Below are 17,707 nucleotides of genomic sequence, written 5' to 3'. Positions count from 1 at the left end.
GCGCTTACTCCCCCTTCAGCGCGCGGGTGATCTGGCCGATGCGCCCGTTCAGGAACGACAGCGTGGTCTGATATTGCACCGCGTTCTCGGCGAAGGCGGTCTGCTCGCCGGCGAGTTCGACGGTGTTGCCGTCCATGCTCGGCTGGCTGGGGACGCGATACTTGGTCTGCGCGGTGATGCCCGCGTCGACGTTGCCGGTCGCGCTCGCACTCGCCAGCGCCGACTTCCAGTCGACGTCGCGTGCCTTGAAGCCCGGGGTCGAGGCGTTGGCGATGTTGGACGCGAGCACGCCCATGCGCTGCGCGCGCACCTCCAATGCGTTTCCGTGTACCCCGAACAGACTGTCGCCAGCCATGTAACTGCCTCCTGCGATGCGCCGCCAGGGCGCTCGCGGGAACATCAGCAAAGCGCGTGCCAATTCGCTGCTGCGGGAGGAGCGTTGGGCTGTGAGGCGCAAGACGGCAGCGCGGGCGGCAAGCGATTGCCGGTTGCCGGCAAGCGCGCTTGCCGCTTGGCCGTGGCGGAGATGCTGCGGTGACCACAACGTGTGGTCGCACAGGATTGGCACGGCGCTTGCGGATGCGAGCGCGATGACTCCCGGTACCTTTCTCGATCCCGTTGCGCTCGCCATCGTCGTCGGCGGCACGATGCTGGCGACCGCGCTACGCACGCCTTGGGTGGACCTGATGCGTGCACTGGCGGCGCTGCGCGTGCTCGCCCGGCGGCGTTTCTCGGCCACGGCGCTGCTCGAACAGATCACCGCGCAGGATCGCATCGCGCGGCGGCACGGCGCCATGGCGCTCGACCGCAGCGTGATCGCCGACGCCGATGTCGCGGCAGGCATTGCCGGCGTGGTCGACGGCGTCGCGCCCGAGGTGATCGCCGCCGAGCTCGACGCGTGCCGACGCGCCCGGATCGAGCGCCACCTGGCGGCAGCGGATTGCTGGGCTGGCGCCGCGGAAGCAGCACCCGCGATGGGCATGGTCGGCACGCTCGTCGGGCTGGTCGTGATGTTCACGCGGATGAGCGACCCCGCCGCGATCGGCGGCGCAATGGCGGTGGCGCTGCTCGCGACACTCTACGGTGCGCTGGTCGCCAATCTCATCGCGATGCCAATCGCGGCCCGGTTGCGCGCGGCCGCGCGGGTCGAGGCGAGCGAGCGGCAGCGGCTGGTCGCGCCGTTGATCGCGCTGGCGACGCGCGAAGCGCCGCGGCTGATGAGCGTCGCACCGATCCGGGCGAGTGCAGCATGACGGTTCACCTTCCAACGCGAGAAGACGACTTTCCCGCCTTCGCACCCGCACGGCCGTTGTGGTTGATCACGCTCGCCGATCTGGCGCTGCTGCTGGTCGGCTTCTTCGTGCTGCTGGAGGCGAACCGGCAGCTCGACCCGCGCGCGATCACGCGCGCGGTAGCGGTCGGGCTGGGTGTGACCCCGCCACCGGTCGCGGTCGCCGCCGAGGTGGTGAGCGGTTTCGCGCAGGGGTCGGCGGCCCTGCCAGCCAGCCCCGACGCGCTCGCCGCTTGGGCGCGTGCCGAGTTGCGCGATCCGCGGGTCGCGTTGCGCATCACCGGCGCGACCGACGGCAGTGCCGCCGATACCGATCGCGCGACCGGCAGCGCCGCGCTGCTCGCCACCGACCGCGCCCGCGCGGTTGCCGCAGCGCTCGCCGCGCGCGGCGTCCCGATCGAGCGCACGCAGATTTCCAACGCCGAGGACGGCGCACGACGCGCGCGCCACGTCCTCATCACGCTCGCCTTCGTCGGCGAGGAAGGAACACGATGATCATTCTCTCGCTTCTCGCCGGCGCGGCGTTTCAGAACACCGCTTCGCTCGACCGCGCGGTCGCCGCCTTCACCGCGCGCCCGATCGGCAGCGAGGGCGGCGCGCGTGCTCAGGTCGACCCTCGGTTGCGGCTCGCGCAATGCTCGACCGTCGCCTTGTCGTGGCGCAGCGAGGCGCACGATGCGGTGGTCGTGTCGTGCGCAGGCCCCGATTGGCGCATCTTCGTGCCCGTACTCGCACCCCCGCGCGCCGCGGCAGCGACGCCCGCGGTGGTGAGCGCGGGCGCGGCGATGACGCCCAAGGCCATGCCGCCGGTGATCCGCCGCGGCGATCCGGTGACGATCGAGGCAGGCTCCGACGGCTTCTCGATCACGCGTGAGGGCGTGGCGGTCGGTGATGCCGCGCCGGGCGCACGCTTCATGGTCCGTGTCGACGGCACGCCGCGTCCGGTGCAGGCGGTGGCAGTCGACACCGGCCGCGCGACGCTGCCCGGCTGGAGCGAATGAAAAAAGTCCTAAACCTGTCCGCCGAACGGCCGTTTCTTCGCTTGTCAGCGACGACCAACAGGTGCGGACATGGTGGAATCGGTCAAACCGACGACGATCAAGGCAAACGATCTGCGCATCGGCGCGGTGACGCGGGTGGCGATGGCCGCGCCTGCGGTAACCAGCGCGCGCGTGCAGGCACCGGTGCCGACTCCGACGCTCGCCCGGACGATGGCCGCTTCGGCACCGGTCGACGTCGATCGCATTGCGCTGATCAAGGACGCGGTGGAGAGCGGTCGCTATCCGCTGTCGCCCGCCAGCGTCGCCGACGCGCTGATCGCCGCGCGCTACGAATGGATGTCGCATGACGCGTCGTGACGCCCTCGTGCGCGTGATCGACGCGCTGCACGCCGAAATCTCCGCGCTCAAGACCAACGACGTCGCCGGGCTGGAACGCGCGACAAGCGGAAAGCTGAAAGCGATCGAGTCGTTGCAGGCGCTGGGCGATGGCCCGGCGACGCCCGAACTGCGCGGGCTCGCCGAGGAGGCCGACCGGCTGAACGACACCTGCCGCATCTACGTCAACCTGATGGCGGCAAATGTTCGCCGCCGCCTGCAAGTCCTGTCCGGCGACTCTGCCGGCGCCTACGGCCGCGGCAAGCTCGCCTACGCCTGACACGCATTGCCTGGCGCGCTGAGGCGCGCTTGGCACGCCCCTTGCTGATCGACCGGCTCAGAACAGGGCCTTCACCAGATCAGCATGACCGTTTCCGCAATCACCTCGGCGAGCCAGCGCGTCACCTCCGCGATCCAGCGGGCGGCGGCGCGTACCGGCATCGATTTCGATTACCTGATGGGTCAGGCGAAGCTCGAGAGCGGCTTCAACGCGAACGCACGCGCCGGCACCTCCTCGGCGAGCGGATTGTACCAGTTCATCGAGCAGAGCTGGCTGGGCGTGATGAAGCAGCACGGCGGCGAGCACGGGCTGAGCTGGGCGGCGGACAGCATCCAGCGTGTCGGCGGCCGCTACGTGGTGGCGGGCGGCAATCGCGAGGCGGTGCTAGGTCTTCGCAACGATCCCGAGGTCGCGAGCCTGATGGCGGCCGAGCACGCCAGCGACAACAAGGCCGCAATCGAGGGCGCGACCGGGCGGACCGCGACGGGCACCGACCTCTACATGGCGCATTTCCTCGGGCTTGGCGGCGCGAAACAGTTTCTGTCGGCGATGGCGAGCAATCCGGGGCGCGACGCTGCGAGCCTGTTCCCCGCCGCCGCACACGCCAACCGTAACGTCTTCTTCGAGCGCGACGGCAGCGCGCGGTCGCTGTCAGAGGTGTATCAGCGCTTCGCGAGCAAGCTGGGCGATGGCGCGGACGCGTCGGGCAGCGGCGTCGCCGCGACCGGCAATCTGTCGACGATGCAGTTCGCCGCGCAGGCGCTTGGGATGGGCGACGATGCGACCGTCGTGACCGGCGCGGGTGAGAGCGCGAGCGATGCGCTGTCCTGGGCGCGATCCACGCTCGGCCAGGTCAAGGGTCAAGCGGCGAGCCAGGCGTCGTTGCTGCGGCCGAGCCCCGACAATGCCCGCCTCGCCTATCTGATGCTCGCGTCGATGGGAGGCCGCTGAGATGAAGCTGCTCGCCAACGCACGCCAGGCGGCACTGCCCGCCGCGATCCTGCTGCTCGTCGTCCTGATGGTCGTGCCGATCCCGGCCGCGATGCTCGACGTGTTCTTCATCATGAACATCACCATCAGCTTGGCCGTACTGATGGTCGCGCTGAACGCGGAGAAGCCGCTCGATTTTTCCGCCTTTCCGACCGTGCTCCTGTTCGCGACGCTGTTCCGGCTCGGGCTGAACGTCGCCTCGACCCGCGTCGTGCTGGTCCACGGGCACGAGGGCGAGTCGGCCGCGGGCCACGTGATCGAGGCGTTCGGCACCTTCGTGATCGGCGGCGACTATGTCGTCGGGCTGTTCGTGTTCGCGATCATCGTCATCATCAACCTGATCGTCGTGACCAAGGGCGCGGGCCGCGTGTCCGAAGTGTCGGCGCGCTTCACGCTCGACGCCTTGCCCGGCAAGCAGATGGCGATCGACGCCGACCTGAACGCCGGCCTGATCACGCCCGATGAGGCCAAGAAGCGCCGCATCGATGTCGCGACCGAGGCCGAATTCTACGGCTCGATGGACGGTTCGTCGAAGTTCGTGAAGGGCGACGCAGTTGCGGGCCTCTTGATCCTTGCCGCCAACATTGTCGGCGGCCTGATCCTGGGGCCGGTCAGCCACGGGCTCGGCATCGCCAAGGCGGCGCAGACCTATACCATGCTCGCGATCGGCGATGCGCTGGTCGCGCAGGTGCCCGCACTGCTGCTGTCGATCGCCGCCGCGTCGATCGTCACCCGCGTCAAGTCGGAGAAGGATCTCGCCGGCCAGATCGGCAGCCAGTTCGGATCGGCGCGCACCTGGACGCCGGTGGCGGCGATCCTGACGCTGCTGGGCGTGCTGCCGGGCATGCCGCACCTCGTCATCCTGCCGATCGCCGCGATCGCCGGGTTCGCCGCGTGGAAGCTCAACCAGAACGCCAAGCGCCCTGCCCCCGCCGAGCCCGTGGCGGTCGCCGAAGCGCCCGATCTGTCGAAGATCGGCTGGGACGAGGTGACCGAGGGCATGATGGTCAACCTCGACATCGGTTACGGCCTCGTCCCGCTGGTCGACGAGCGCCGCGGTGCGCCGTTGATGGCGCGGATTACGGGCGTGCGCCGGCAATTGTCGAAGGAACTCGGCTTCGTCGTGCCGCAGGTCCGCGTTCGCGACGACATCAACCTCGCGCCCTACACCTATCGACTGATGCTGGGCGGGGTGTGCGTCGGCGAGGATCAGGTCTCGCCCGACGAGATGCTGGCACTCGACACCGGACAGGGCTTCGGTGAGCTCTACGGCAAGAAGGCGAAGGATCCGACGTTCGGGCTGGAGGCGACGTGGATCGCGCCGGGCGACGCCGATGCCGCGACCGGACAGGGTTACCTGGTGGTCGATGCGGGCACGGTGATCGCGACGCACCTCAACCACGCGCTCGGCGCCAATGCGTCCGATCTGCTGGGTGCGGACGAGGTGCAGGCGCTGCTCGACGGGCTGAAGGAACGCTCGCCGCAGCTGGTCGCGTCGCTCTGCCCGCAGCCGCTGCCGCTCACCACGCTGACCGCGGTGCTGCGCGCGCTGCTCGGCGAGGGCATCCCGCTCAAGGAATTCCGCCGCATCGCCGCCGCGATCTCGGCTTGCGCGCAGCACAGCGCCAATGCCGAGGAGATCGTCGAGCTGGCGCGGCCGCTGCTCGGCGGACTCATCATCCAGAAGCTGGCGGGCGTGCGCGAGCCGCTGCGCGTCATGACGCTCGAGGGTGGGCTCGAGCAGTTGCTCGGCCAGGCGATGCGCGCCGACCCGTCGCGCCGCCACGTCATCGAACCCGATCTGGGCCGCCGCATCGTCGATGCGCTCCAGGCCGCGGCGCAGCCGATGATCGCCGAGGCCAAGCCCTTCGCGCTCGTCGTCCAGCCCGCGATCCGCGTCGCGGTGCGCAAACTCGTTCGAACCGTTCTGCCGGATACCCCAGTCATGAGCTTCTTCGAAGTACCCGAGGACAAGGCCGTCGAGGTCGTCGCCGTGATCGGCGGCGCCGCGCAGCCCGCGCACGTCGGCCACCAGCAGGCGCTGGCGGCATGAGCGCCGAGCCGATGCGGAGCACGTTTGCCGATGCGCAGCCACTTGCCGCCCCTCCCCTCACTTATAGTCCGCGCGTACGCGCGCGCGACGACGCGGCGCTGGTGCAGGCGCACCTGCCGCTCGTCCGACGGATCGCGTGGCACGTCCATGGCTCGGTCTCGACCGCGGTCGAGGTCGAGGATCTGATCCAGGTCGGGCTGGTCGCGCTGGTCGAGGCCGCGTCAGCATTCGAGGATCGCGGGCAGGTGACGTTCAAGCAATATCTGACCACGCGGCTGCGCGGCAGCATGATCGACGAACTGCGCCGCCACGCCGCAATGACGCGCGGCGCGATCCGGCGCCGGCGCGAATATGCGCGGGCGACTAGTGCGCTGTCGAGCGAGTTGGGCCGCGCGCCGAGCGAGCGCGAGCTGGCGACGCGGATCGGCGTCTCGATCGAGAAACTGCGAGCCGAGTACGCCAGCGCCGACGCGGTCAAATACGAGTCGATCGATGAGGTCTACGCCGACGATCAGCCGTGGTTCGCGAGCGACGAGCCTGACGCGTTCACGCAGCTGGCGGACGCCGAGCAGCGCGACTGCCTTGTCGCCGCGATCGCCGCGCTGCCCGAGCGCGAGCAACTGGTGATCCAACTCTACCACGTCGAGGAGCTGAACCTCGACGAGATCGGCCAGGTGCTGGGCGTCGGCGCGGCGCGCGTCTGCCAGATCAAGGCGGCGGCGCACGCCAAGCTCAAGAAGGCGATGCTGCGCCGCTGAACGGGCAGGCTCTCGCCTTCAAGAAGCGGGACCCCGGATCAGGTCCGGGGTGACGATAGTGATGTCACCCATGACTCAACCCGGACTACCGCTGTTCCTTACCCCGCCCGCGCCTTCATGCCGGCGGGGTTTCTTTTGCCCGGCCCGCGCGTTCGTGGTGGCGAAGGAGATGGACAGATGACCGACCAGCGCAGCCCAGACACCGAGCGTGAGCCCGAACTGCCGATCGGGGACGTGGATGCCAGCGGCGTGCCGCTCGGCCACGAGGCGGAGCGTCGCCCGGCCGCGGATGACGACGACACGGCGGCGCATGACGACGGCACCGACATGGATACCGACGACCTGACCGTGCAGGGCGGGGAATAAGGTGCCGAATGGCCCTGCGCCGCCAGCGTGCAGGGTCAGCGGCGCGGAAGGTCACACGAAGGTCACGCCTACGCGTGCGCGCCCGCGAACCTATATATAGGATGCTGCGAAAGAGCCGCGCCGTGCCTGGCATCGACGGTTGCGTGTAGGACAGCGCAAAACGCGCGCGAGCAGCGAATAAGCGAAAGCCCCGGCGGTCGGGTGGCCGCCGGGGCTTCGTTCTACCCGAAGGTTATCGGGCTTAGCCGAGCAGCTTGAGTACGCCCTGCGCCGACTGGTTGGCCTGGCTGAGCATCGCGGTCGACGCCTGGCTGAGGATCTGCGCCTTGGCGAGCGCGGTCGTCTCGGTCGAGAAGTCCGCGTCCTCGATCCGGCTGCGCGCGTCTGACAGGTTGGTCGCGTTCGTCGTCAGGTTGTTGACAGCAGACTCAAGGCGGTTCTGCACCGCACCAAAGGTAGCACGTGAAGTGGCCACCGCAGTAATGGCCGTATCGAAGGCGTTAATACGGGCAGTCTGGGCGGCTGCATCGGCAGGTGGCGTAGCCACGTCGATGACGGAGGTGCCTGTTGCGCTCACCACCCCCGTGATCGTCGGTGCCGACAGCGACACGCTAATCGCGTTCGTTCCTTCTGCACCAGCCTGGATCAGTTTCGATGCTGCTGTCGTCGGGAAAAGGTCAACGCCGTTGAAAGTCGTGTTTTTTAGTACGCTGTCGATCTGACCGGCGAGTTGGGTCATTTCCGTGCCGATGTTTGCAAGATCGGTTGTGCTGTAGGTGCCATTGCCGGACTGAACCGTCAGTTCCCGCATACGCTGAAGCATGTTGGTCACTTCGTCGAGCGCGCCGTCGGCGGTCTGCATCATGGAGATGCCATCGTTGGCGTTGCGTATGCCCTGGTTCATGCCTCGAATTTGCGAGGTCATCGACTGCGAGATTGCGAAGCCGGCTGCGTCGTCCTTCGCCGAATTGATGCGCTTGCCGGTCGACAGGCGCTCCATCGAGGTCGACAGCGCCTTGCCGGCCGAGATCGAAGCATTGGCTGCGCGCAGCGATGAAATGTTGGTGTTGATTACGGTCACGGTGAAGTCCCCTTCAATCGAGATTGCCGGGCCCGCTTCACGTTTCGTCGGGCCGTCACCGCATCAAACGACCGCCCGGCGGCAGGCTTAAGCGACTTTTCGCGCAAAATCGCAGACCGGCTTACAGCGGCCGCCGCCTCGCGCGCTCTCGCCTACGCGTAAGGGAACACCACGCGCGCGCGAGCGAACGCGCCCGGAAATAATCTGCCGGCAACGGCGGCAACGATACCCGGCGTTAACCAATTGGGCGGCAAAAGGGGGTCACCAACAAGGGAATCGATTTCATGCGTTCGATCGTGCCGTCGGCGAGAGTGATGAACGAGCATCTGACGCTCGTGTCGTCCTTGCGCGCGCAGGGGTTCGCGGTGGAGTTGCCGGGCGGGCGAGCGCAGCCGGGTGCGGGGCATCTGGTCGCCGAGGGCGAGGCGATGGCGGTGCCGGCGCGCACGCTGATCGTCGCACGGCCGGACGCGGGCGAGGCGCCGACGGTCGTGCCGTTCCGTGACGGGCAGCCGGCGCGGATCAGCTACGCGCACGACGACGCCGCGGTCGGCAACGCCTTCGCCCGCGCGCTGATTGGCGGCCCTGAACTGCCGACCGCGGCCGACCCCGAGAGCCTCGCGCTGCTGGCGCTCGCCGAGCGCGTCGCGGAGGCCGACATCACGGTACTGATCAACGGGCCGACCGGTACCGGCAAGGAAGTGCTGGCGCGTACCATCCACGCGAACTCAGCGCGCCGTGATGGGCCGTTCGTGGCGCTCAACTGCGCCGCGCTGCCGGAGACGATGCTGGAGGCAATGCTGTTCGGGCACGTGAAGGGCAGCTTCACCGGTGCGACGGCGGCGGGCGACGGCTTCTTCCGCGCGGCGCACGGCGGCACGATCCTGCTCGACGAGATCGCCGAGATGCCGGTGGGATTGCAGGCCAAGCTGCTGCGCGTGCTGCAGGAGCGCGAGGTGGTGCCGATCGGCGCGACGCAGCCGGTGCCGGTCGACGTGCGCGTCGTCGCGTGCGCCAACCGCGACCTGCAGGCCGAGGTCGCCGCCGGGCGCTTCCGCGCCGATCTTTACTACCGCCTGTCGGTGTTTCCGCTGACCACCAAGGCGCTGGCCGAGCGCGCGCAGGACATCCCCGCGCTCGCCGCGACCATGATCCTGCGCCATGCGGGGAGCCGCGCCACCGTGCCGTGGCCGTCGGACGAGGCGATCGCGGCACTGATGGCGCACGACTGGCCGGGCAACGTGCGCGAGCTGGAGAATGTGATCCAGCGCGCGTTGTTGTTCGCGGGCAACGCCGACGTGATCGAGGCGCACCACATCCTGTTCGATCGCCCGGCCGCCGCGCCGGTCGTGCTCGCGCCGGTCGAGCAGGCCGACGAGCCCGCGACGCTCGGTCAGGTCGTGCAGCTCAGCGAATTCGCCAAGATCCGCGAAACGCTGGCGGCGTGCGGCGGCAGCCGGATCGAGACGGCGAAGCGCCTCGGCATTTCGGAGCGGACGCTGCGCTATCGCCTCGCCAAGGCGCGCGAGCAGGGTGACGATCTCGCGTCGGCCAACACGCTCCGGGCAGTCGGCGCATGAGCGCGATCGGCAGCGTCGGCGGGGTCGACCGCGTGATGGCGCTCAGGGCGCAGATCCTGGAGCGCAACAGCGCGTTGCAGCGCGCCAACACCGCCGCGGGGGCGGCGGCACCTGAAGCCGCCGCGGCACCGACCAGCTTCGCCGACACGATGCAGAACGCACTCGCCAAGGTGAACGACGGCCAGCAGCGCGCCTCCGCTTTGTCGGAGCAGTACGAGCGCGGCGAGACGATCGACATCGCCAAGGTGATGCTCGCCCGGCAAGAGGCATCAGTCGGCTTCGAGGCGACGATGCAGGTCCGCAACAAGATCCTGTCCGCGTACAAGGACATCATGAGCATGCCGGTCTGACATGAGCAACGCACTCGCTCCCGCCAATAATCTCATGCCCGAGAAGTTCGCCAACCCGCTGCGCCAGATCCAGGGCGCGCTCGCGCAGCCGGCGGTCCGCCGTGCGGGTCCGATGGCGCTGATGGTCGGGCTGATCGGCGCGGCCGGGCTCGCCTGGTCGGCATTGTCGACGCCGCCGCAGAAAACGCTGTTCGCGGGGCTGCCCGATGCCGACAAGGCGGCGGTGACGAGCGCGCTGACCGCGGCGAATATTCCCAGCCACATCGACGATGGTGCCGGCACGCTGACCGTCAACGAGGAGGATTATTCCAAGGCGCGCCTGCTGCTCGCGGGGCAAGGCCTGCCCAAGGCTGCGCCGGGCGGTTACGCGATCCTCGATCAATTGCCGATGGGTGTCAGCCGCGCGGTCGAGGGCGAGCGGTTGCGCCAGGCGCGCGAGACCGAGATCGCCCGCTCGATCCAGGAGATCGACGCGGTTGCCGAGGCACGCGTCCATCTGGCGGTGCCCGAATCGACCGTGTTCGTGCGCGACAATGCCGCACCCTCGGCCTCGGTGGTCGTCAAGTTGCAGGCCGGGCGATCCTTGTCGGACGCGCAGGTCGCCTCGATCATCAACCTCGTCGCCTCGTCGGTGCCGGGGATGAAGCCCGACAGCGTCACCGTGGTCGACCAGCTCGGTGCATTGCTGAGCAAGTCGGGCGACGGCGGCAACGACAGCGGCGACGCGCGACTGCGCGTGCAGCGGCAGGTCGAGGACAAGGTGCGCCAGCAGTTGAACGCGTTGCTGACCCCGCTGGTCGGCGCAGGCAATTTCACCGCCGAGGTGCAGGCCGACGTCAACATGGACGAGACCAGCGCGACGCGCGAGAGCTACGACAAGAACGGCATTCTGCGCGCGGAAACCGGCAACTGGACCGGCAATCAGGCGAACGCGCAGGCACCCGGCGGCATCCCCGGCGCGCTCAGCAACACGCCCCCGCCCGCGTCGCAACTGTCGACGCCGCAGCCAGCGACGGGTGTGCCCGGCACGCCTGCGGTCGCGGGTGGCCCGGCGCCCGATGCGAACAAGCAGTCGGACTCGTTCCAGCGCGCCTATGACCTGGGCAAGGAAGTGTCGGTGACGCGCGCGGCGCCCGGCAGCATCAAGCGATTGAGCGTCGCGGTGCTGCTGCGCGACCCCGACAAGGGTCGCCGCACCGCGATGGAGATCGGCCAGATCGACAGCCTGGTGAAGTCCGCGGTCGGCTTCGACGGCAACCGCCAGGATCAGGTCACGGTGATCAGCCGCAAGTTCGCCGGCGCCGACGATGCGGCGAAGGACGGTCCCGCTTGGTACGACAATAACTGGCTGCCCGTGCTGGCGCGCAACCTGACCGCGATCGTCATCGCGTTGCTCGTCCTGCTGCTGGGCGTGCGTCCGATCGCCAAGGTGCTGATGAAGAAGCGCGAGGACGCGACCCCTGCCCTTCCCGCACCGGGGGCGGTCGGCAGCGACGGCGTGGCGGCGCCCGCGCTCGACGCCGACGGCAATCCCGCGATCACGGTCGCGCCGCCGGTCAGCCTGGAGCAGATCGCGGCGAGCCGCAGCTACGAGGAGAAGATCGGCGCGGTGCGCGGCTTCACCCGCGACAATCCGGCGCGCGCGGCGCTGGCGGTGCGTGACATGATCATGGCGGACGCCAAGTCATGAGCGAGCAATTGCCGATGCGGCACTTTACCGGCGTCGAGCGCGCCGCGGTGCTGATGATGCTGGTGGGCGAGGAGGAAGCCGCCGCGATCCTGCAGAAGCTGGAGCCCGAGGAGGTCCGCCGGCTGGGCAGCGCGATGTTCGCGGTAGCGGACGTCAGCGAGGAGGACGTCGAGCTGGTGCTCGACGATTTCGTCGGCCGCGCGCGCGAGCGCAACGGCATCGCGTTCGATCCGCGCCCGCACGTCGCCGCGGTGATGAACCGCGCGCTGGGGCCCGAGAAGGCGGAAAGCGTGCTGGCGCGGATCACACCGGCGGAGGCCGCGTGCGAGATCGAGCTGCTCGACTGGCTCGACGCGCCCGAAATCGCGCAGATGCTGGAAAAGGAACATCCGCAGATTGCGGCGGTGCTGATCGCCAACCTCGATCCCGCGGTCGGCAGCCAGGTGCTCGAACTGCTGCCCGACGCGACACAGCCCGACATCCTGCACCGGATCGCCAAGCTCGGCCCGATCACGCCCGAGGCGGTGGAAACGCTGCGCCAGATGATCGCCAACCGATCGGCGAAGCGTGCCGGACGCGGGCCGAGCCAGGGGCTGCAATTGGGCGGCACGCGCGAGGCGGCGAAGCTGCTGCAGGGCGCGCGCAAGGCGACCGAGCAGCGCGTCATGCCCAAGCTGTTCAAGCTCGACCGCGATGTCGCCAAGCAAATCGAGGAAGCGATGTTCGTCTTCGACAATCTGCTGGAGATGGACGACAAGAACCTCGGCACGCTGATCCGCAACGTCGACGGCGACATCCTGACGCGCGCGCTGAAGGGCGTCGACGAGATCGCGCGGAACCGCTTCCTCGGCTGCATGTCGGCGCGCGCCGCCGACGGCATCCGCGACGAGATGGAAGCGCGCGGGCCGATGAAGCTGTCCGAGGTGCTCGACGCGCAGAAGGCGATGATCCAGATCGCGCGCAACCTGGCGAAAGACGGCACGATCCAGATGGGTGCGGGCGACGACGATTATGTCTGAGGCGAGTTTCTCCACGCGCGCGCCGGACACGGGCGGGTTCGTCGTCGGCTTTCCGTCGCGTCGCGATGCCGCGGCGATGGCGCTCGCCGACAGCCACGCGACCCGGCCGAGCGGCTTCACGCCCGCGGAGCTGATCGCGCGGATCGAGGAAGCGTTCGGCGGCGGACCGAAGCATTTCTCCCCCGCGGCCCCCGAGGTCGACCCGACCGCGGGCTGGAACCCGATGGACGCCGACGCGGAGCCGACGCCGTTCATCGATCCGGTCGAGACCGCGCGCGAGGCGGGCTACGCCGAAGGTGTCGCCGCGGCGCGCGCCGAGATGGCGGCAACCGCGGCGCGGGACGGGGCGATGCTGACCGGACTCGCCGCCGCGCTGGGTCAGGCGAGCGGGTTCGACCGCGACCTGCTTGCCGGGCGGTTGCGCGCGACCGTGATGACATTGGTGTCGCGCGTGATCGGCGAGGCGGGTGTGTCCGCCGACCTGCTGGCGCGGCGGGTCGAAGCGGCGACCGACCTGCTGGCTGACGCGAGCGAGTCAGCGATGCTGCGCGTCCACCCCGCGGATGTAGCGCTGCTCGACGGGCATCTGCCCGCAACGGTGTTCGCGGTCGGCGATGAGAATGTGGCGCGCGGCAGCTTCGTGATGGAGGCCGCCTCGACGATCGTCGAGGATGGGCCGGAGATGTGGCTTGACCAGCTGACCGCCGCGATCGACCGCGTCGCGCTTCCCGCCTGATCCGAACTGGCCGACACCCCCATGCTCAACCGTTTCTCGGGCGATTATCTCGACACGATCGCCAATGCCAATTTCGCGCCGCGCGCGCGCGTATCGGGGCGGTTGTCGTCCTACGACGGTCTGCTGATGGAAGCAGTCGGCTTGTCGCTGCCGGTCGGCACCGTGTGTCGCGTCGGCGACCATGTCGAGGCGGAGGTGATCGGGTTTCGCGGTGGCCGTACGCTGATGATGAACCTGGGCGGCCCCGCGCCGCTGCTGCCGCAGGCACCGGTGCGTCCGCTCGGTGCGGCGGGCGAGGCGGAGGTGGGCGCCGCGATGCTCGGCCGCGTGGTCGACGGTGCGGGCAAGCCGATCGACGGACTGGGACCGATCCGCGGCGCCGGACATTGGCCGCTGGCGGGCAAGCTGCAATCGCCGCTCGACCGCGGACGCGTGCTCACGCCGCTCGACGTCGGCGTGCGCGCGATCAACGGTTTGCTGACGATCGGCCAGGGGCAGCGCGTCGGCATCATGGCGGGATCGGGCGTCGGCAAGTCGGTGCTGCTCGGCATGATGGTGCGTGCAGCGCAAGCCGACGTTATCGTCATCGGACTGATCGGCGAGCGCAGCCGCGAGGTCGCCGACTTCCTGGAAACCAAAGTCGCGGGCGAGGCACGCGCGCGATCGGTCGTGGTCGCGGTGCCGGCCAACCACTCGCCGGTGCTGCGCATCCGCGGCGCGCTGCGCGCGACCGCGATTGCTGAGGCGTTCCGGGCTGAGGGCAAGAACGTGCTGCTGATCATCGATTCACTCACCCGCGTCGCGCATGCTGGGCGCGAGATCGGGCTGGCGCTGGGCGAGCCGGCGTCGGCGCGCGGCTATCCGCCCTCCGCGATCGCGATGCTGCCGAATTTGATCGAGCGCGCGGGGTCGGACGTGCATACCGGCGGCGCGATCACCGCAATCTACACCGTGCTGGCGGACGGCGACGACGGCAACGATCCCGTAGTCGACTCGGCGCGATCGATCCTCGACGGGCATATCGTGCTGACGCGCGCGTTGGCGGAAGCGGGCGTGTACCCGGCGATCGACGTCTCCAAGTCGGTCAGCCGCGTGATGACCGACATCGCCGAGCGACCACACCTGGCCGCGGCGCGCGCGCTCCGGCGGCATCTGGCGACGTACGAGCAGAACCGCGACCTCGTGCTGATGGGCGCGTACCGGTCGGGCAGCGACCCCGCGATCGACGCCGCGATCGCCTATCATCCCGCGGTGATGGAGTTCGTACGGCAGGATACCGACCAGTCGGTCAGCCTCGACGACGCGGTGATCGAGCTCACCGGCGTGTTCGGCGACGCCTGATGCCGCTCGACCATGCCGCTTGATCCGGGGCGCCTCGCGCGCGTCCACCGCGTCCGCACGCTGCAACTGGGGCTGGCGCAGGCCGAGGAGGCGCGCGCGCGCGATCAGGTGGCGAGCGAGCAGGCGCTGGCGGGACGCATCGCGCAATTGGCGGCGGCGGTCGCGCCGACCGAGATGGACCTGGGCGCGATGTCGCTCGCCGCCGCTGCGCACTATCGCGAGCGGTTGCAGCGATCCTCCGAGGCAGCGGCCAACCGCGTGCGCACCGCGGAATATGAGGCGCAACGCACCGCAACGGCGACGCAATCCGCCAAGCGTGACCAGAGCGCGATCGAGAAGCTGATCCAGCGCGGGCAGCAGGCGCTGGTCGAGGCCGAGCTGCGCAGCCTGCAGGACCTGCCGGACACCCCGCGAAAGAACCGGCACGATCCTTGCTGACCGGCTTACCGGTACCATTCTGCCGGTGAGTTCCCGCTTCCCATGACCGCGATTGCCAGCCTGTTATCGTCCGCCGCCGCGATGCCGCCGCCTGTGAGCACGGGCGCGGCGACGCCGTCGCTCGCCTCGTTCCTCGACCTGCTCGCGCCCGTCACGGCCGACCTGATGCCGGGGAAGCGGCAAGTGGACGCCGCGCCCGGCAAGACGCTGCCGGTCGAGGACGGCGCGGCGAAGGGAAGCGAGGACGCGCTAGCGTGGCTCGGCGTGGCAGCAGCACCAGCAGCGGCGATGATCGCACCGGTCGAGACGCCGGTTCCGGGTGCGGATGGCAGTGGTGCGCAGGCGTCCGGGTCGATTACGCCAGCAGCGGGGACGACACGTGTCGGCGCGATGCAGCCGTCGCCTGTTGAGCCGCTCGTAGCTCCGTCTGTGCTTCCCCTGCCGGGAAGCAACGGCATTGCGTCGATGGCACCGGGCGGTCGCACGCAGTTCGCATCTGTACGGGGTGGGATTGACGCCGACCTACCCTCTTGGACGGCGCACTCCATACACCGGGCGCCAGCACCGGCTGTGGATGACGTATCGAACAACGCCGCCGTGCCTGAGCAGAGCGCGGACCGCATCGGCGATCGGTCATTCTCGGGTGAGTCGCTTGCCACGCATATCGGGACAACAGCCTACGGGTCAGATGCGATATTGACACCGCCTCTGGCAAACAAAGGCGAGGCATCGTTGGAGTCTGACGCTCGGATCCAGCCTGTATTTGCATTGAAAGCAGCGCGTACCTCGCTGTCCCCGGCCATCGCGTTCACCATGCAGCAGGAGCTAACGCCGATTGGGAGCGATGTAGCGAAGAACGCCGCCGTGGCGGAGCGGAGCGCGAGGCGCATTGACGATCAGCCGTACGCAAGTGAGCCGCTTGTCGGACATAGCGAACGATCGGCAGTTGGGGCCGGTGCGATGACGACACTGCCGCACGCGAACGAAAGCAAGGCGTCGTTGATGCCTGACGCTCCCAGTTCACCTGTACCACCATTAGACGAAGCAAACCCGCCGCTGCCCTCGGCAATAGCGTTTATCACGCAGCCTGCGCCTGTTTCGTCCGTGGGTGACGGGTCGAACAACGCCGCCGTTCCTGAGCGAAACGTTACCCGCACGAGCATCGCGGCTCCGGGTGCGTCGTTGGGTGACGCGGAAGTGGCAGGCCAGATCGGTGGGCAGGCTATCCCGCGCGAGAGGCTTGGCGCTCCGGTCGTTGCCTCGATTGCCGGGGCAGATGCAATCGCGACATCATCAGGCAGGTGGTCTCGATCGGATGGCGGCAGCATGCCTCAAGTTGGTAGCGCGTCTGCACCGGGTGACGCAGTCGGGGCGGCGCTCACGTCGCAGACACTGATCGTCGAGCACAGATTCGTGCAGATGAGTGGCGTGCAACCACGGGTCGGCATCGACCTGCCGAACGTCCCAGCCACGGCACCGGTCGCGGTGCCGTTTTCCGGGGTCAGCGGGACGGCAGTCGCGACACCCGTTGCCGAAACGGCCACCGGCGAGGCGCCGTTGGCTCCAGCGCAGGTAACCGCTATCGGAACGCCGGTGCGGCTCGCAGGCGATGTAATCGTCTCGAAAATTGGGCAGCCGACTCTTAGCCCGGTTGCACCGGCCGCGATCGAGGCGCCGATGGTCGTGGGTGAGCGGGTGTCCGCCGCTGCTTCGATCGTGAATATCGACCTGAGGCCAAGGTCGGGCTTTCTGCCCGCCGGCGTTCTTGCGACCGGCACGCAGGTCGAACCGCGCGCGCGCGGCGCGGCTGCGCCGGCCGCGCTGGTGTTCGCCGACGCGATCCATCACGCGCTCGGCGAACGGGACTCGCGCGGGGCCACTGATCCTGCCACGGCACTTACGCCCGTTGCGCCCGCGCTTCCCGGCGTTGCTGCGACCGGCGCGGCGCAGGGCACGCTCGACATGCGGCATGAGCATTGGCCCGCGGCGATGATCGAACGGATCGTGAGCCTGCGCGACATGGCGGCGGAGAATGACACCCGCCTGCGGTTGTCGCCCGACATGCTGGGCACGATCGATGTGTCGCTGCGCCGCGACGGCGACCAAGTGCAGGTGCAGATCACCGCCGAGCAGGCGCAGACGCGCCAGCTGCTCGCCGATGCGCAGCCGCGGCTGGCCGAGCTGGCCGATGCGCGCGGGGTGAAGCTGCATCTGACCGGCGGTCAGGCGGGCGGCGGCGGGCAATCCGGCGGCGACGCGTCGCGCCACCATCCATCCCCGCCGTCATCGACGCGCCGCGACACGGCCGCGCACGACGACGCGGGCTCAACCGAACGACGTATTGCCTAACAGGGAAAT

The 17,707-nt window shown here is 69.1% G+C and carries 19 protein-coding genes; 17 read left to right on the top strand and 2 right to left on the bottom strand.

The genetic code is table 11. The features are described 5' to 3' along the window. Window positions 1-4 precede the first annotated feature (4 nt). Complete coding sequence (gene flgB, locus HRV97_RS08705) at window positions 5-355, bottom strand: flagellar basal body rod protein FlgB (RefSeq protein WP_174193883.1); 351 nt, start codon at window positions 353-355, stop codon at window positions 5-7. Between the two features lie 235 nt (window positions 356-590). Between flgB and HRV97_RS08700 the strand changes: the two genes are divergently transcribed. From HRV97_RS08700 to HRV97_RS08660, 9 genes are all read left to right on the top strand, one after another. After that, window positions 591-1,253, top strand: a complete 663-nt coding sequence (locus tag HRV97_RS08700; protein WP_174193882.1) for a MotA/TolQ/ExbB proton channel family protein — start codon at window positions 591-593, stop codon at window positions 1,251-1,253. Continuing rightward, on the top strand, window positions 1,250-1,786 hold the full coding sequence (locus HRV97_RS08695; RefSeq protein ID WP_174193881.1) for a flagellar motor protein MotB: 537 nt from the start codon (window positions 1,250-1,252) through the stop codon (window positions 1,784-1,786). The genes HRV97_RS08700 and HRV97_RS08695 overlap by 4 nt, the downstream gene beginning before the upstream one ends. Next, window positions 1,783-2,292 carry a flagella basal body P-ring formation protein FlgA gene (locus HRV97_RS08690; protein WP_174193880.1) on the top strand — a complete coding sequence of 170 codons (510 nt, stop codon included), beginning with the start codon at window positions 1,783-1,785 and terminating at the stop codon, window positions 2,290-2,292. Before HRV97_RS08695 ends, HRV97_RS08690 begins: the two co-directional genes overlap by 4 nt. Before the next feature lie 69 nt (window positions 2,293-2,361). Further along, the gene (locus tag HRV97_RS08685; protein ID WP_174193879.1) at window positions 2,362-2,649 is read left to right on the top strand and encodes a flagellar biosynthesis anti-sigma factor FlgM; all 288 of its coding nucleotides are present in this window, start codon (window positions 2,362-2,364) and stop codon (window positions 2,647-2,649) included. After that, window positions 2,636-2,947 carry a flagellar protein FlgN gene (locus tag HRV97_RS08680; protein WP_174193878.1) on the top strand — a complete coding sequence of 104 codons (312 nt, stop codon included), beginning with the start codon at window positions 2,636-2,638 and terminating at the stop codon, window positions 2,945-2,947. The genes HRV97_RS08685 and HRV97_RS08680 overlap by 14 nt, the downstream gene beginning before the upstream one ends. Window positions 2,948-3,031: 84 nt before the next feature. Continuing rightward, window positions 3,032-3,898: a lysozyme family protein gene (locus tag HRV97_RS08675; RefSeq protein ID WP_174193877.1), complete on the top strand. Its 867-nt coding sequence runs from the start codon at window positions 3,032-3,034 to the stop codon at window positions 3,896-3,898. 1 nt (window position 3,899) lies between these two features. Further along, entirely contained in the window at window positions 3,900-5,990 is a 2,091-nt protein-coding gene (gene flhA / locus HRV97_RS08670; protein ID WP_174193876.1) for a flagellar biosynthesis protein FlhA, read from the top strand. Further along, on the top strand, window positions 5,987-6,748 hold the full coding sequence (locus HRV97_RS08665; protein WP_174193875.1) for a FliA/WhiG family RNA polymerase sigma factor: 762 nt from the start codon (window positions 5,987-5,989) through the stop codon (window positions 6,746-6,748). Before flhA ends, HRV97_RS08665 begins: the two co-directional genes overlap by 4 nt. A gap of 177 nt (window positions 6,749-6,925) precedes the next feature. After that, window positions 6,926-7,114 carry a hypothetical protein gene (locus HRV97_RS08660; protein WP_174193874.1) on the top strand — a complete coding sequence of 63 codons (189 nt, stop codon included), beginning with the start codon at window positions 6,926-6,928 and terminating at the stop codon, window positions 7,112-7,114. Between the two features lie 241 nt (window positions 7,115-7,355). On the opposite strand, the gene HRV97_RS08655 is transcribed toward HRV97_RS08660, so the two are convergent. Then, window positions 7,356-8,195: a flagellin N-terminal helical domain-containing protein gene (locus tag HRV97_RS08655; RefSeq protein WP_174193873.1), complete on the bottom strand. Its 840-nt coding sequence runs from the start codon at window positions 8,193-8,195 to the stop codon at window positions 7,356-7,358. A 284-nt stretch (window positions 8,196-8,479) separates the two neighbouring features. Between HRV97_RS08655 and HRV97_RS08650 the strand changes: the two genes are divergently transcribed. The 8 genes from HRV97_RS08650 (at window position 8,480) to HRV97_RS17775 (ending at window position 17,698) form a co-directional block, all read left to right on the top strand. Next, complete coding sequence (locus HRV97_RS08650) at window positions 8,480-9,775, top strand: sigma-54 interaction domain-containing protein (protein ID WP_174193872.1); 1,296 nt, start codon at window positions 8,480-8,482, stop codon at window positions 9,773-9,775. Beyond that, the gene (gene fliE, locus HRV97_RS08645; RefSeq protein ID WP_174193871.1) at window positions 9,772-10,125 is read left to right on the top strand and encodes a flagellar hook-basal body complex protein FliE; all 354 of its coding nucleotides are present in this window, start codon (window positions 9,772-9,774) and stop codon (window positions 10,123-10,125) included. Before HRV97_RS08650 ends, fliE begins: the two co-directional genes overlap by 4 nt. Before the next feature lies 1 nt (window position 10,126). Then, a complete protein-coding gene (gene fliF / locus HRV97_RS08640) occupies window positions 10,127-11,815 on the top strand; it encodes a flagellar basal-body MS-ring/collar protein FliF (RefSeq protein ID WP_174193870.1) in 1,689 nt (562 codons plus the stop codon). Then, window positions 11,812-12,834 (top strand): flagellar motor switch protein FliG, encoded by a 1,023-nt coding sequence (fliG, locus tag HRV97_RS08635; protein WP_174193869.1) that lies wholly within the window; start codon window positions 11,812-11,814, stop codon window positions 12,832-12,834. The genes fliF and fliG overlap by 4 nt, the downstream gene beginning before the upstream one ends. After that, window positions 12,827-13,570, top strand: a complete 744-nt coding sequence (locus tag HRV97_RS08630; protein ID WP_174193868.1) for a FliH/SctL family protein — start codon at window positions 12,827-12,829, stop codon at window positions 13,568-13,570. Before fliG ends, HRV97_RS08630 begins: the two co-directional genes overlap by 8 nt. A gap of 21 nt (window positions 13,571-13,591) precedes the next feature. Continuing rightward, window positions 13,592-14,911: a FliI/YscN family ATPase gene (locus HRV97_RS08625; RefSeq protein ID WP_174193867.1), complete on the top strand. Its 1,320-nt coding sequence runs from the start codon at window positions 13,592-13,594 to the stop codon at window positions 14,909-14,911. 12 nt (window positions 14,912-14,923) lie between these two features. Next, complete coding sequence (locus HRV97_RS08620) at window positions 14,924-15,349, top strand: hypothetical protein (protein ID WP_174193866.1); 426 nt, start codon at window positions 14,924-14,926, stop codon at window positions 15,347-15,349. A gap of 570 nt (window positions 15,350-15,919) precedes the next feature. Continuing rightward, window positions 15,920-17,698 carry a flagellar hook-length control protein FliK gene (locus HRV97_RS17775; RefSeq protein ID WP_174193865.1) on the top strand — a complete coding sequence of 593 codons (1,779 nt, stop codon included), beginning with the start codon at window positions 15,920-15,922 and terminating at the stop codon, window positions 17,696-17,698. Window positions 17,699-17,707 lie beyond the last annotated feature (9 nt).

The organism is Sphingomonas hominis (assembly GCF_013328205.1).
Taxonomy (GTDB): Bacteria; Pseudomonadota; Alphaproteobacteria; order Sphingomonadales; family Sphingomonadaceae; genus Sphingomonas; species Sphingomonas hominis.
This window is presented reverse-complemented; position numbering and strand designations above follow the sequence as displayed.